Genomic DNA, 12,920 nt, shown 5'->3' with positions numbered 1-12,920 from the left:
CTTCGGTTCCTATCTTACTGGAGTCTGACGACATTTCATGCTCCAAAATTGAAATGCGAGCAATTGACCCACAAACTGGCGTAATTTGGGCAAAGTTAGAACTAGAAAATCGCTTACTAGATTAAGAATGAACTCATGTTTCAAGATGCGCTAGACCAAAAAGTTAATCAAACATTTCCAGGAAAGGTAGTACGTAAGGACTTGCTACATCAAATCAAGGGTGGGGAAAATGTACCATCCTATGCACTGGAATATCTTCTGGGAAAATACTGCGCCTCAGATGATGAAGATGAAATCTGCATTGGCATTCAGGCTGTCAAAGAAAGACTACAAAGCAACTACTTCCGCCACGATGAAGCTAACAAAGCCCAAGCGCTAGTAGAACAACGGGGGCGACATCGATTTATAGACCGTATACAAGTTCGTTGTCCTGTAATTGCTCTCACCAAAAGCATCCCTTTTTACTTGGATAACTAGCTATCCAATAAAGTAGGCAGACTTAAGAGCGATTACTCTCACAAAATTGCGATGGTCGCTTTGCGAACCGCCGCAGGCATCGCACCAAAAAACAATCAGCAAATGAAGTAAACCTGTAGCAGTTATTCTAGAGAAAGCTAGAGTTCTGAAATTTTGGCATATTTGAGCTAACCGAAATCATCAGATAATAATGGCACATCATAAAATTTAAACTTTTGGTCTACTGTAATTATTGTTAAACCTTCTATCAAAGCTTGAGCAATTAACATCCTATCAAAAGGATCTTTATGGTGTAGAGGCAAATCAGCAACCTTTATTCCATGTGCCAATGTCATAGACAAAACCTCAAACCGACTGAACCGCAAAGCCTCCTCCAAATTACCAGGAGCAATTAACTTTCCTAAAGACTGTTTAATTGAAATTTTCCAAGCACTAATCGCACTGACGAAAATTAAATTTTCAGGATTAATAATTACCTCTCGTACCTGATCTGACAATTTAGAATCATTTTCTAAAAACCACAATAAAATATGAGTATCTAACAAAAAACTCACTATTCATCCCCATAAAATGCTGCAACTACTTCTTCTGAAGTCTCATCAAAATCATCAACAATCTTAACTTGTCCCTGCCAAAAACCTGCAACTCTTGGCTTGAAGGCATCATTTAAATCAGCTTTAGGAACTGTAGGCTCAGGTTGAGCTAAAGGCAAAATTTTTGCCAAAGGGACACCCTGATGAATTAGGGTAATTTCAACATGATTTTGGATATCTGACAATAAATCAGCTAAATTATCAGATAAGTCAGCAATATCAAAAGTTTTTGGTGACATTTTGCTTATGCCCTACTGATTACCAGTATTATAACCAATAAAATCTACCCTCACTGAAGATGAAATTGAATAGTATTGGAGGATGAAGAATGATTAAAAAATATAAAGAGTGTAATAGTTCATACGGTAAATAATTATTTTAAATCGGCTCAGTTCCCTGTTGCCACAACTCCAGCCAATCATAATTAACACTAGTCACAGCAAAATCTGGTTCTTTATGGAACGGACGCCGTAAATAGTGAATAGAACAATTACTTTCCATATCTTCTGCTAAAGGCACTTGCACCAATGCCAAAATTAAATTATCTGGCTTGTTTAGAGCAATAATAATTTCATTCTTCGTCACTGTCACAGTTTTAGCACCTGTAATTCGCCCTTTCACTTCAATAAATCGCAACTGTCCTGTTTCTGGAATGCGCGACTCAATATCATAGCCGCACTTCTGATGACTCACATCTATTGGTTCATACCCTAAATTGCGTTCTGCTTCCATCACAGCCGTCGTTGCTGCCTTACGCCTAGAGCCATTTAGATTTGTCCGTGCATCTTGTATGGAATGTTCTAGATAAACTAAGGCGCGGGTTTCTTCGCTGGAATCATTTTCATCCACTAAGATAGTGCCTTGTTTCAACAAATCCCGGTGTCGTTCCAAAGTCAAGTCAATTGTGGCATCCAGTAGAGAATGTCCAGAACAGATGAAGGCAGCTAGGGGTTTCCCAGAAATGCTGATCAAATCTTTTTCAAAGCAGATGCGTTCGTAGAACTTCCGAGGCGATTGCTTACAAAGGTCAAACAATGCACTTCTTAAAATAGGCGATCACCATTTTCAGGTTAGATACCAAACCGAAAAAATAGTTTGTAATCTAGCGGAGATTTAATCATCAAGTTCGCTAGATAAATCAGAAAGTTTAAGCTGCCTAGATGAATGAAAAATAGTTAAAATATTTACTTCATTATTATTTACTAAATAAACAATCCGGTAACTACCAAAGATAATTTCCCTAATATTCTCTTTACTTATTTCCGGCACTATACGTCCTGAATATGGAAAATTTTCTAGACGTTATACAGATAAAAATACTTTATTCACAAATATCTGAGCAAAACTTGGCGCATCTCGCGCAATAAAATCACCTATTGCTTATAAATCAGTTAAAGCCTGATTTGTCCAGTTTATTCGTACCATGTCTTAATTTGTTTTTTAGCTTCTTCATGTGGCACGATATTACCAGCATCGACTTGTTGTAAACCTTGATTCACTTTATATAGAAAATAAAGACGCTCCATTACTTCTTCAAAAGTAACATTCTGTGGCATTTCTTCACTACCTTAAGAACTTGGTATTTTACGTTAACATTTGCTGTCATTTCAATTACTCATCATATATTTTTACTACCAAAGCTTTGTTATTCTAGCAGTTTTTAGATTTTATAATAAATTATATAAGATGCGATCGCATACATCACCAACCAAAATTACTGATTTGGCTTTGTCTGGGGAGCGATCACCATTGAATCTTGTAGTAAATAGTTCCAAACCCTTACAAGGCTAGCTTTTGAGGAATTGTACAACTTTTTTATTTATCAATATGACGAATTTTGGGAAAATTGTACAACTTTATTTTTATAAATCGCGTGAATGCCAACGGTAATATAGGGGTTACAAACTGCAAAATTGTACAACTTTTTTATACTTTTACAGGACAAACGTAGTCAGAAAAAACTTTGATTTTGACACTCATGGCATATTCCTCTGAATACACTGCTCAGATCAACGGCAAATAAGTACTACCGTTGATCACAGTGTTATGTAGAGCCTAAGTTTCAAGCAGCCTGACCCGGCTTGAGCACGATCTTGATGCAGTTGTCCTGTTTATGCTTGAAGATTTCGTAGCCGTGGGGGGCTTGCTCTAGCGGCAGACTGTGGGTGATGACGAACGAGGGGTCAATATCGCCGTTTTGAACGTGATCGAGTAGCGTCTGCAAATACCGATGCACGTGGGTTTGTCCTGTTTTCATGGTTAAACCTTTGTTCATGAAAGCACCCATCGGCATCTTGTCTACAAAGCCCGTGTAAACACCGGGAACCGACACCGTACCGCCTTTACGACAAGCAACAATCGCTTGACGCAATACATTGGGTCGATCGGTTTCCATTCGTACTGCTTGCTTTGCCTTATCATAGAAGCCTTCCAAACCCATGCCGTGAGCTTCCATTCCCACCGCATCCATAACCGAATCGGGACCCAGACCCCCAGTCATTTCTTTGAGGGCTTCACCCACCTCGGTTTCTTCATAGTTCAAAACTTCTGCTCCCCCATCTTTTGCCATCTGGAGCCGTTCGGGAACGCGATCAATGGCAATGACGCGCCCAGCACCCAGCATGAAGGCACTTCTAATCGCAAACTGCCCAACTGGACCGCAACCCCAAATCGCAACTGTATCTCCTGGTTGGATGTCACAATTTTCTGCTGCCATATAACCAGTAGGGAAAATATCAGTAAAAAATAGGACTTTTTCATCTGCCAGTCCATCGGGAATCTTGAATAACCCGACATCGGCAAAGGGAACGCGGGCATATTCCGCTTGACCTCCAGCATAGCCCCCCGTCAAATGGGAGTAACCGTAAAGACCTGATGGAGAATGACCCATCATTTTTTCCGCCATCCAAGCGTTGGGGTTGGAGTTATCGCACAGCGACCATAAATCCCGATTGCAAAAGAAACACGAGCCGCAGGAAATGGTAAAGGGGACAACGACGCGATCGCCAATGGCAAGGGCTTTGCCTTTGTTATGGATATTTCCATTTTTAAAAGCACTGCCTAGTTCAACGATCTCTCCCATGAATTCATGCCCCAAGATGTCCCCCGGTTTCATTGTGGGGTTGAAGCCGTCATACAGATGCAAATCAGAGCCGCAGATCGCCGTTGAGGTGATTTTCACGATCGCATCACGCGGATTAATGATTTTGGGATCGGGTACGGTTTCGACTTCTACCTTGTTGGTTCCTTGCCAGCAAACTGCTCTCATTGCTTTTCCTCTTTTGATAAGTTTTTAATTGTTATTAGGCTTAGTCGTGTCCTTTGGGTTGACTTTCAGTTGTCGCAATCTCGCCTGTTTCCATCAGCATTTTGAAGCGGCCTAAATCATCTCCTAGCTGCTGTTCGGGTGCTTCGCCAAAGAGTTTGGCAATTGCATCTCCAATCGCTCCACCCGGTGGATTGTATTCCGTGATGACTTTGACCTCAGTGCCGCGATCGTTGAGTGCCGACTTGAAGCGGACAGAACCAGAGTTCGCAATATCTGCGCCTTCAACTGAAGTCCAACTAATCAATTCGTTTTCGCGGTCTTCAACGATGTCTGCATCCCATTCAACGCTTGTGCCTAACGGCCCGCTAGTTATCCAGTGAGATCGCTTGTCGTTATATACCTTCACGTCTTTGAGATGCTTCGTAAAACGGGGCAAGTTCTCAAAGTTATGCCAAAAGCGGTATAGTTCCTCTGCTGGCTTGTTGATCGTTACAGTTTTTTCAACCTTAATGCGTTGATTCATAACAATTGTCTGATTGAGATACTGTCTTTTCTTGTTGATACTGAGGTGAGCGAGCAATGGTCATGCTGTGAGCTTGAGAAGACGTAAGAGCTTAAAGCGATTACAGCAGCTTACTTATTGTCCGATCCGGGTTCATTGAGCTTGCGGTTCAGTTCAGCAGTGACCATATCAGGCAAAAATTGGCTGACAGTGCCCTGAATCTTCGTCTTAAGCGATTCTGCAAGTACACTATCCTTACCTGCCATCAGAGCCTCAAACTCCTGCTTGGCGACAAGGGCTGGGTCATCCTTTTTGTCCGAACCCACTTTCGTGTCGTCCAGTTCTGCACGGTGGAAGAAGTTGGTTTCAGTAGCTCCGGGCATGAGTGCGGTGACGGTAACACCAGTGTCCTTCAATTCGTTGCGGATTGCTTCTGAGAAGGAGTGAACGAATGCCTTGGATGCTGCATAAACTGCTTGAAACGGACTGGGCATCTGAGAGACAATTGATGAGGTAAAGAGAATTCTGCCCTTCTTGCGATCAACCATGTCTTTCACGACTCGTTTGGCAAGATGAACCGTTGAGGCGATGTTTAGCTCAATCAGATTGAGTTCTTCCTGCAAATCGGTCTTGATAAACTCGCCGCCAACACCGACACCTGCGTTGATAGCGATCGCATCCACGGGTTGCCCGATCGCCTTAATCTTGTCGTAAAGCTTCTCAACTCCATCATAGGTAGCGAGATCGGTTTGCACCGTCTCGACCTTAGCACCCAACTCCTTAAAGGCAACAGCTGCCTCATTGATGCTTGAACCAGTAGACGTAACTAAGAGATCAAAGCCGTTTTGGGCAAATTGTTTTGCAAGTTCGTAACCGATGCCGCTGGAAGCACCGGTCACGACAGCTAAGGGGCGGGTCAATGAACTATCCATGATGTTTTACTCCTTTCAAATGCTTTTACTTTTTCTACTCCAAACTACAGATGGAGTTGCCTGTGCTGAATCAGTGTTTCAACCCTTTAAAGACATTTTGAATGATGTCTTATTAGAGCCGATCAAAATTCTGCATTTGCCATTGCACAGCGGTTCCATACTTCATTTGCTCGTTGCGCTTATCCATCAAATCCCAAGCGCAGTCCGGCTGCCGCAGCGCTTACTGCCTGCTTTGCTTTGTCATCGACGACTCCTATGCCAAAGAATTTATCTCACGTTAGGGTAGTTGGTTGTCCTGAAGGTAATAGGTAATAATGTTCAAACAGGTGCTATGACAATCTAGGCAAGTTTGAATAAACTGCTGCATCTGTGGATTTACTTGGTGCAGTTGAGCCTGGGTCATGACATTTATCTCCTAACTTATTTCATCTTAGGAAGACACTTGATTAATCACCTCTAGCTTAAGGGTGTTTGTAGCGATCGCCTATCTCTGTTGAAGGGCTGATTACGTATTAGGTCTAGTTGTGTGCTTAGGACTCGTGCAAAAATAACTTACCAGCAATTTTGCTGGTGATAATAATTATCACTACCATCCAGAAATGGATTTTTAATAAGCTGAAAAACATCTAATTTGTATAACCGTAAACATAACTATTGTGGGGTGAGCAACATGAGCGCCCTAATTATGCAAGTTCAATGTAGAACAGCTTAAATGAGATCGGGTGATTTTTTGCCGCAGTAGAACTTCTCAAGTTAATCTTGCACTAATTTAATTAGCTTAAACCCTTACGAGTAAAGGGTTTATAAAATTATTTAACCGGATTATTTATTTACAGCTGTATCTGTCTAGAATCACAAACACAATTTATAGCGATCGCACACCCAGCAAACTCAAGTTGTTAATCTGAACTTTGCACTTGGATGTAATAGCCACTGAATCTGTGAGCAAATATTCCTAAATCCTTACAGGGAAAACGTTTGCGAAATTGTACGACTTTATTTTTTGAGATTAACGTAAATCTGAAGGTAAATAAAAGGGTTACAGACGTTTAAATTGGATGACTTTTTTATTTGTTTACAATATCCACTAGGTTAAGAACGCCGGACATTCAAGCAACACCATTCTTTGCGTTTCCACAGGGTAGCAACGATCCAACCATTTTCTTCTAAGGCGTCAGCAACAGCTTTAGATTGTTCCAGTAAAATACCACTAAAGATAGCCCAAGTCTCAGGTTTAGCGATCGCACTCATTTGGGGAACCAATTCAATAATCACATTAGCCAAAATATTGCATACAATGCCGTCCACTGGTTGAGAAACTAGTTTTGTCAAAACGTCTACACTTCCCTGTGCAGGTAGTAAACGTTCTGGACTAATATCGTTCAGGACACCATTACTGATAGTTGATTGCACCGCCAAAGGGTCAGTATCTACTGCATAGACTTTCTCGGCTCCCAATAGCAGCGCCCCAATAGAAAGGATACCAGAACCACAGCCAATATCCGCAATTACCAGATGTTCATGTTTGTTACTAGTACCCACAAACGACTGAGGAAGTTTACTCAGCCGCATTTCTAGGGATTCCAAACATAGCTGAGTGGTAGCATGGTTCCCCGTACCAAATGCTACACCAGGGTCAAGACGAATCACTAACCGTTCCGTTGTTTCTGGTAATGGTAGCCACGCGGGGTTGATTAGGAAGCGATCGCCTATTTCTTGCGGATGCCAATATTGTTTCCAGCTAGTTGCCCAATCTTCCTCATCAATTAACTGCCATTGCAGTGAGGGAGATGAAAGTCCTACACAGAGGGCATCTTGACGCAGCCACAGCGACAGCGCTGCCAAATCTAGTAGCTGTGTTTGAATTGTCGACAAGTAAGCTCTTACTAAAGATGAATTTCCTTTGTTTTCACTAGCTGTACCACGACAGCCAAAATCTTCCAGTCGCCAAAAGATAGAATCTTCTAGGTCTGGCTCACATGAAATCTGTAGTTCCCACCAGGTGTTTGCCATATAATTTTAGATTTTAGATTTTAGATTTTAGATTGGGGACTTGGTAACGGTTAATGATCAATGCGAAAAACAATGAGCAATTAGCCATTACCAATCCAAAATCCGTCTTGGAAAGTTCTGAGCGGGTAGCGCAGCCTTTTCAAGTCCGTGAGCGTCGGAAGCCGACCCTCAGACTTTCCGCAAAATCCGAAATCCAAAATTAAAGTGTTACCGTATACGCATCCCGAATACCAGGGACTTTAATAATCTCGCCCAAAATGCCCTCAGGTAAGGGGTCATCTATACTCAAAGCCATTACCGCATCACCACGGACGATTTTACGACCTACTTGCATACTGGCAATATTCACATTAAAACTGCCGAGTAGGGAACCAAGTTTGCCGATAATCCCCGGCATATCGCGGTGCAGGGTAAACAACATATATTTGCTGGGTGGGACGTTAATCGGGAAACCGTCAACATCAGTCAGATGGATTTCCCGCTCACCCAACAAAGCGCCTGTGACAGAATGAGTACCTAAAGTACCCGTGGCTTCTAGATGCAGTGTGCCGGCATAGTCTCTAATTGAAGCATCACGGGTTTCAATCACCCGAATTCCGCGTTCTTTAGCTTCTATGCTGGCATTTACGTAATTTACCCGTTCCCGCAAAGCTTGGTAAAGTAATCCTTTGAGGGCAGCTACTACCAAAGGCTGACTTTTGTTGGTCGCGAGTTCCCCTTGCAGTCGAATATTGAGTACTTCCACCCGTCCGCCAGCTAGTTGTCCCACCAGATTACCTAGAGTTTCTGCTAGTTGCATGTAGGGTTTGAGTTCTTCCAACACATCGGGGCCGAGTCCAGGAATGTTGACTGCTGAACGTGCTGGTAGTCCTAGAAGTACATCCCGAATTTGTTCGGCAACATCAATAGCCACATTTACTTGAGCTTCCGCGGTGGATGCTCCCAAATGAGGGGTGAGGATGATTTCTTTGCCTAGCGATCGCAACTCAGATTCACCCAGTGGTTCTGACTCAAACACATCCAAGGCTGCACCCCCGATTTTACCCGCTTTCAGAGCTGCTGCTAAAGCTACTTCATCAATGATCCCACCACGAGCGCAGTTGATAATCCGGGCTGTGGGTTTCATTTTTGCCAAGGTTGTGGCATTGATTAAGTGGGTGGTTTCTGGGGTTTTCGGGATGTGTAGGGTGATATAGTCTGCTTGCTGGAAGAGTAAATCTAGCTCTACTAACTGACAGCCAATTTGTTCGGCTCGGTCTGTGGAGATAAAAGGGTCATAAGCTAGGAGTTTCATCCCCATTGTCCTAGCTACAGCCGCAACATGGGAGCCAATTTTACCCAAACCGACAACGCCGAGAGTTTTTTTGTAGACTTCCGCGCCGACAAAGCTATTGCGATCCCACGCACCCCGTTTCACCGAAGCGTTAGCATCAGGGATGTGGCGAGACAAAGCCAAAATCATCGCTAGCGCATGTTCGGCGGCGGCAATTGTATTTCCCTCTGGAGAATTGACTACCACAATTCCCCGGCGTGTGGCAGCGGGAACATCCACATTATCCACACCCACACCAGCACGACCGATGATTTTTAGCTGGGTGCCGGCTTCAATGATTTCTTGAGTGACGCGTGTACTAGAGCGAATCATCAGCGCGTCATACTCACTAATAATTTCGAGCAGTTGGGCTGGTTTTAGACCTAGTTTGACATCAACGGTAGCAACTTGCGAAAGAATGTCAATTCCAGCTTGGTCAATAGAATCTGAGACAAGAACCTTAGACATGATTATTTCATTTAAAGCTACAGGTTTTGCTGCACAAGACTTTTTAGTTTAGTCTTTATCTGTGGCAATTGAGTAAAAATTATTCGTTTTAATATCAACTTAACCTTGACTTACGCTACGTGCTGATGGTATCGAGCGTGAATTGCTCCCGGTGGGTACTGCCTCCTAAGTATTTGAACATGAGTGCCTGTTTGCGCCACCCTGTCGCTAAATATAAAGCATGAATAGCACTAAGCACCTATATATTTATTAATAGTTAAGAGTTACCAAAATTTTATCGGCTTAAGCAACTTCCTTGGTGGAGAAGAAACGCCTGCATTCTTGACTGGGCTGCAATTTTAGCTGAGGCAATGCTCTGCACAACCACCAAACGAGCTAGTAACTATTATATCTGTCGAATCTTGGCTGTTTCTCAATACCACAAGTGGTATCCCTTAGTCAAAGTAAAACATTCCATCAAGATAATCGCTCAGATAAAAGCTTTGTTCGTAGTGAGCGATAAATAGCTCTACTATATAAGGTTATCAAGAGTTAGAGCCATTTAGTACGAGCAGTTAATGTATGTGCCTCAGCAAACACCCCGTTGTAGACATCGCTAGCAAAGAAATCGCTATAATTCTGGTGAGCCAAATAGAGTGAAATATCGTTTGAGTTTTGGGGAAACCAGCCATGTTAGAGTACAACTTGCCAAGGTACTTGCCTTCAGCCGAGGAACTACCGGACTCTGATGAAACGCCTGTGGATAATGAACTGCAAGAATTGATACCAGGCTTGCTGAAGGCGATTCTGCTGATACTTTGGGCAGAACGCATGGACTGGCTCTTTGCCATAGATATGGGTATTTATTATCACCCCGATAAATCACCCATTGTGCCAGATGGCTTTTTGAGTTTAGGGGTAGAGCGGTTTTATGATGAGGAACTGCGTCCCAGTTATGTGCTGTGGGATGAAAATGTTGTACCTATTTTCGTGCTAGAAGTAGTTTCCCAAAATTATCGCAAGGAATACACTACTAAATTAGATGAATATGCGGCTTTGGGTGTACTTTACTACGTGATTTATTCCTCTCGTCGCCGCCGCAAACCGCATCTGGAAGTACATAAGTTAGTTAATGGTAGGTATGAATTGCAAAAGCGAAACCCCGTTTGGCTACCAGAAATTGGCTTAGGAATTGGTTGCGAAAGGGGAAATTATTGCGGTGTAACGCGGGAATGGATGTATTGGTATGATGAGCAAGGACAACGGTATCTCACGCCCGCAGAACAAATAAAACAAGAAACACAACGCGCTCAACAAGAAACACAACGCGCTCAACAAGAAACACAACGCGCTCAACAAGAAACACAACGCGCTCAACAAGAAACACAACGCGCTGAAGTTGCAGAACAACGGGTGCAACAATTAGCAGAACAATTAAGAGCGCTGGGAATCGATCCAGATAATGTCGGTTAACTGAATATTTTGCAATATTTTCAACAAGACTGAAAAATCAGGTTTTTCAGATTTATGTATTTGCTATAGATTCGGGTTTGCTACTGGAAGCTGTCAGTAAAAAACTATTGCCTTTTAGGAATAACGTTCCTGATTCCACTTTTAGCGCCAACAGTATCACCTTTGTAACGAGGGATGATATGAATACTGGCGTGCATAATATTTTGACCGGCGGCTCGATTGATATTCATTCCTATATTAAAACCATCAGGTTCAAATTCTGTTTTGAGAATTTCTTGTACTTTGTTCACCATAAGCCAGCAAGCGGATTGCTCTTTCAATGGTAGTTCAAAATAACTGCTAACATGACGTTTAGGAATAATCAAGATATGTCCTTTACTTATAGGATAACCATCAAAAATAGCATAAGCAGTTGCTGATTCAGTTAATAATTTTAGACTTTTATGAGGATTACAGAATATGCAATAATTAGATGAATTTCGCTGATGATTATAGTGAACATACTCATATAATTCTCGATGTTCATCTAAGCAAAGTGAAGCAAAGGGAAGTTTGACAATACACTGATAAGTAGGTTTTTTATGGACATAATGTTCTCGAAACCCTTCTTTTCTCAGATCCCTTCTTACAGCATAATAAGCTTTGCCTCCTGGTTTTAATAAGTGTGATATTTCCATAAGAACATTAGTTTGTTCTTCAGTAAATAAAACATTTAAAACATAAAAGCAAATTATGGTATCAAATTTGTTATCAGGATATTGTGGAAAATAATAGGGGTCATAGCCTGTTATATCACAACCTTTTTGGCGCAATATTTTAACATCATTACCAAAGCCACAACCAAAGTCTAGTATTTTGCCTTGTAGAAGGTTTTGATTTAATAAAAGCTGTGCAGGAAATGACAGATAACTTCTTTCGATCGCAGTAAGATGGCTGAACTGATTTTTTTGCTGTTTCATGGAATTTTGGTGCTGATGTCCCAAAATTATTATTCCCAGCATCCCTTTAGGTTATGCGATGTCTACGACGGGCTACGCCTACGCATCAGGGTCAACACCTAGCTCGCGCAACTTAGCTGCTAATATATCAGCACGCTGCCGTTCTTGTTCAGCACGTTGGCTTTCCTGTTGGGCTTGTTCGCTGCTCCACAACAGCAAATTTCCTTCTGTATCCCACCACCGCAGCCAATTCATGGTTTGGCATAATCTTTCACCTTGCCAAATTCCGAGAAATAACTCTAACTCAGGAATCCAGTAACGTCCATTAGCGTCTGCTTGCTGCAAAGTATATTGTCCATTTTGCAAGCAGCGTAGTTCTATGCTTGGTTCGTAAGGATCGTAGGTTACGTAGGTTGGAACTTGGAGAATCTTTTCGTAATAATAGAGTTTACCGTAGGGTGGAGTTGAGCGGACTGATAGTTCTCCACCTTCTGTGTCTGAGAGAAATTCCATCACTACAGTCACAGCAGCGCCTTCTAAATTTTGGGTATAGCTGCGACGAACTACATTTGTTCCTACAGACTGGACTTGAGGGACATAAAACCAGTCTGGTGCTTTAACGACAATTTTTTTGTTGACTGTGGCTACAAGTCCAAAATTAGAGCCAATCAGCATCTGGGGTTGGATGCGTCCTGTGCTTCCCAAAGCATCGGTAAGCGCAGCAGCGATCGCAGGTTGTTGAATATTTTCCACTGGATCGTCAGGTAAAATGAAGTCGCCTGGGAGTGCTTCCCAAGTAACAATTGGTTCTTTTTGGATGGGGTTAACTTGTAGAACCATAAAAATACTCCTAATATCAATGCACAGTATATTAGTTATTTTTAACAAATCTTCAACCAGCATCGCTCTTAAGTTAAAAACTCAGAAATCTGGAAATATTTCTCTTGCGACTGTATATACTCGTA

General features: G+C 42.2%; 15 protein-coding genes and 1 pseudogene. 3 read left to right on the top strand and 13 right to left on the bottom strand.

The genetic code is table 11. From position 1 onward, the window contains the following. The first annotated feature begins 135 nt into the window (after positions 1-135). The gene (locus tag V7K85_RS20815) at positions 136-477 is read left to right on the top strand and encodes an anti-phage BREX system Lon protease BrxL (protein ID WP_334816117.1); all 342 of its coding nucleotides are present in this window, start codon (positions 136-138) and stop codon (positions 475-477) included. A 167-nt stretch (positions 478-644) separates the two neighbouring features. On the opposite strand, the gene V7K85_RS20810 is transcribed toward V7K85_RS20815, so the two are convergent. The 10 genes and pseudogenes from V7K85_RS20810 to prmA all read right to left on the bottom strand — a co-directional run bounded on the left by V7K85_RS20810 (position 645) and on the right by prmA (position 7,785). Then, positions 645-1,031 carry a type II toxin-antitoxin system VapC family toxin gene (locus V7K85_RS20810; protein WP_334816115.1) on the bottom strand — a complete coding sequence of 129 codons (387 nt, stop codon included), beginning with the start codon at positions 1,029-1,031 and terminating at the stop codon, positions 645-647. Continuing rightward, a complete protein-coding gene (locus V7K85_RS20805) occupies positions 1,031-1,309 on the bottom strand; it encodes a type II toxin-antitoxin system Phd/YefM family antitoxin (RefSeq protein WP_334816113.1) in 279 nt (92 codons plus the stop codon). Before V7K85_RS20805 ends, V7K85_RS20810 begins: the two co-directional genes overlap by 1 nt. Before the next feature lie 139 nt (positions 1,310-1,448). Further along, positions 1,449-2,105 (bottom strand): DUF3883 domain-containing protein, encoded by a 657-nt coding sequence (locus tag V7K85_RS20800; protein WP_334816111.1) that lies wholly within the window; start codon positions 2,103-2,105, stop codon positions 1,449-1,451. A gap of 78 nt (positions 2,106-2,183) precedes the next feature. Continuing rightward, positions 2,184-2,360: pseudogene (locus V7K85_RS36600) on the bottom strand (type II toxin-antitoxin system RelE/ParE family toxin); the annotation flags it as partial. A 122-nt stretch (positions 2,361-2,482) separates the two neighbouring features. After that, on the bottom strand, positions 2,483-2,626 hold the full coding sequence (locus tag V7K85_RS20795; RefSeq protein WP_334816109.1) for a hypothetical protein: 144 nt from the start codon (positions 2,624-2,626) through the stop codon (positions 2,483-2,485). A 506-nt stretch (positions 2,627-3,132) separates the two neighbouring features. Continuing rightward, positions 3,133-4,338, bottom strand: coding sequence for a zinc-dependent alcohol dehydrogenase (locus V7K85_RS20790; RefSeq protein ID WP_334816107.1), 1,206 nt, complete (start codon positions 4,336-4,338; stop codon positions 3,133-3,135). Positions 4,339-4,378: 40 nt separating this feature from the next. Further along, entirely contained in the window at positions 4,379-4,861 is a 483-nt protein-coding gene (locus V7K85_RS20785; RefSeq protein ID WP_334816105.1) for an SRPBCC family protein, read from the bottom strand. Between the two features lie 110 nt (positions 4,862-4,971). Then, positions 4,972-5,772 (bottom strand): SDR family NAD(P)-dependent oxidoreductase, encoded by an 801-nt coding sequence (locus tag V7K85_RS20780; RefSeq protein ID WP_334816103.1) that lies wholly within the window; start codon positions 5,770-5,772, stop codon positions 4,972-4,974. A gap of 277 nt (positions 5,773-6,049) precedes the next feature. Further along, positions 6,050-6,175, bottom strand: coding sequence for a hypothetical protein (locus V7K85_RS20775; RefSeq protein ID WP_334816102.1), 126 nt, complete (start codon positions 6,173-6,175; stop codon positions 6,050-6,052). 689 nt (positions 6,176-6,864) lie between these two features. Beyond that, positions 6,865-7,785 carry a 50S ribosomal protein L11 methyltransferase gene (gene prmA, locus V7K85_RS20770; protein ID WP_334816100.1) on the bottom strand — a complete coding sequence of 307 codons (921 nt, stop codon included), beginning with the start codon at positions 7,783-7,785 and terminating at the stop codon, positions 6,865-6,867. Positions 7,786-7,838: 53 nt separating this feature from the next. Between prmA and V7K85_RS20765 the strand changes: the two genes are divergently transcribed. Next, positions 7,839-7,988: a hypothetical protein gene (locus V7K85_RS20765; RefSeq protein WP_334816098.1), complete on the top strand. Its 150-nt coding sequence runs from the start codon at positions 7,839-7,841 to the stop codon at positions 7,986-7,988. On the opposite strand, the gene serA is transcribed toward V7K85_RS20765, so the two are convergent. After that, positions 7,985-9,565, bottom strand: a complete 1,581-nt coding sequence (gene serA, locus V7K85_RS20760) for a phosphoglycerate dehydrogenase (protein ID WP_334816096.1) — start codon at positions 9,563-9,565, stop codon at positions 7,985-7,987. The two genes, V7K85_RS20765 and serA, sit on opposite strands and share 4 nt — an antisense overlap. Before the next feature lie 669 nt (positions 9,566-10,234). On the opposite strand from serA, the gene V7K85_RS20755 reads away from it, so the two are divergent. Beyond that, complete coding sequence (locus V7K85_RS20755; protein WP_334816094.1) at positions 10,235-11,017, top strand: Uma2 family endonuclease; 783 nt, start codon at positions 10,235-10,237, stop codon at positions 11,015-11,017. 104 nt (positions 11,018-11,121) lie between these two features. Here V7K85_RS20755 and V7K85_RS20750 read toward each other — a convergent pair whose 3' ends face one another. Then, entirely contained in the window at positions 11,122-11,976 is an 855-nt protein-coding gene (locus V7K85_RS20750; RefSeq protein ID WP_334816092.1) for a bifunctional class I SAM-dependent methyltransferase/HIT family protein, read from the bottom strand. Positions 11,977-12,054: 78 nt separating this feature from the next. Next, positions 12,055-12,795 (bottom strand): Uma2 family endonuclease, encoded by a 741-nt coding sequence (locus V7K85_RS20745; RefSeq protein ID WP_334816090.1) that lies wholly within the window; start codon positions 12,793-12,795, stop codon positions 12,055-12,057. Positions 12,796-12,920 lie beyond the last annotated feature (125 nt).

The organism is Nostoc sp., from assembly GCF_036917615.1.
Taxonomy (GTDB): domain Bacteria; phylum Cyanobacteriota; class Cyanobacteriia; order Cyanobacteriales; family Nostocaceae; genus Nostoc.
This window is presented reverse-complemented; position numbering and strand designations above follow the sequence as displayed.

What these genes read in the sequence shown, in the direction of transcription:
- V7K85_RS20815 (WP_334816117.1), top strand. Translation starts at nt 136, where the DNA reads ATGTTTCAAGATGCGCTAGACCAAAAAGTTAATCAAACATTTCCAGGA.
- V7K85_RS20805 (WP_334816113.1), bottom strand. Translation starts at nt 1,309, where the DNA reads ATGTCACCAAAAACTTTTGATATTGCTGACTTATCTGATAATTTAGCT.
- V7K85_RS20795 (WP_334816109.1), bottom strand. Translation starts at nt 2,626, where the DNA reads ATGCCACAGAATGTTACTTTTGAAGAAGTAATGGAGCGTCTTTATTTT.
- V7K85_RS20790 (WP_334816107.1), bottom strand. Translation starts at nt 4,338, where the DNA reads ATGAGAGCAGTTTGCTGGCAAGGAACCAACAAGGTAGAAGTCGAAACC.
- V7K85_RS20785 (WP_334816105.1), bottom strand. Translation starts at nt 4,861, where the DNA reads ATGAATCAACGCATTAAGGTTGAAAAAACTGTAACGATCAACAAGCCA.
- V7K85_RS20780 (WP_334816103.1), bottom strand. Translation starts at nt 5,772, where the DNA reads ATGGATAGTTCATTGACCCGCCCCTTAGCTGTCGTGACCGGTGCTTCC.
- V7K85_RS20775 (WP_334816102.1), bottom strand. Translation starts at nt 6,175, where the DNA reads ATGACCCAGGCTCAACTGCACCAAGTAAATCCACAGATGCAGCAGTTT.
- prmA (WP_334816100.1), bottom strand. Translation starts at nt 7,785, where the DNA reads ATGGCAAACACCTGGTGGGAACTACAGATTTCATGTGAGCCAGACCTA.
- V7K85_RS20765 (WP_334816098.1), top strand. Translation starts at nt 7,839, where the DNA reads ATGATCAATGCGAAAAACAATGAGCAATTAGCCATTACCAATCCAAAA.
- serA (WP_334816096.1), bottom strand. Translation starts at nt 9,565, where the DNA reads ATGTCTAAGGTTCTTGTCTCAGATTCTATTGACCAAGCTGGAATTGAC.
- V7K85_RS20755 (WP_334816094.1), top strand. Translation starts at nt 10,235, where the DNA reads ATGTTAGAGTACAACTTGCCAAGGTACTTGCCTTCAGCCGAGGAACTA.
- V7K85_RS20750 (WP_334816092.1), bottom strand. Translation starts at nt 11,976, where the DNA reads ATGAAACAGCAAAAAAATCAGTTCAGCCATCTTACTGCGATCGAAAGA.
- V7K85_RS20745 (WP_334816090.1), bottom strand. Translation starts at nt 12,795, where the DNA reads ATGGTTCTACAAGTTAACCCCATCCAAAAAGAACCAATTGTTACTTGG.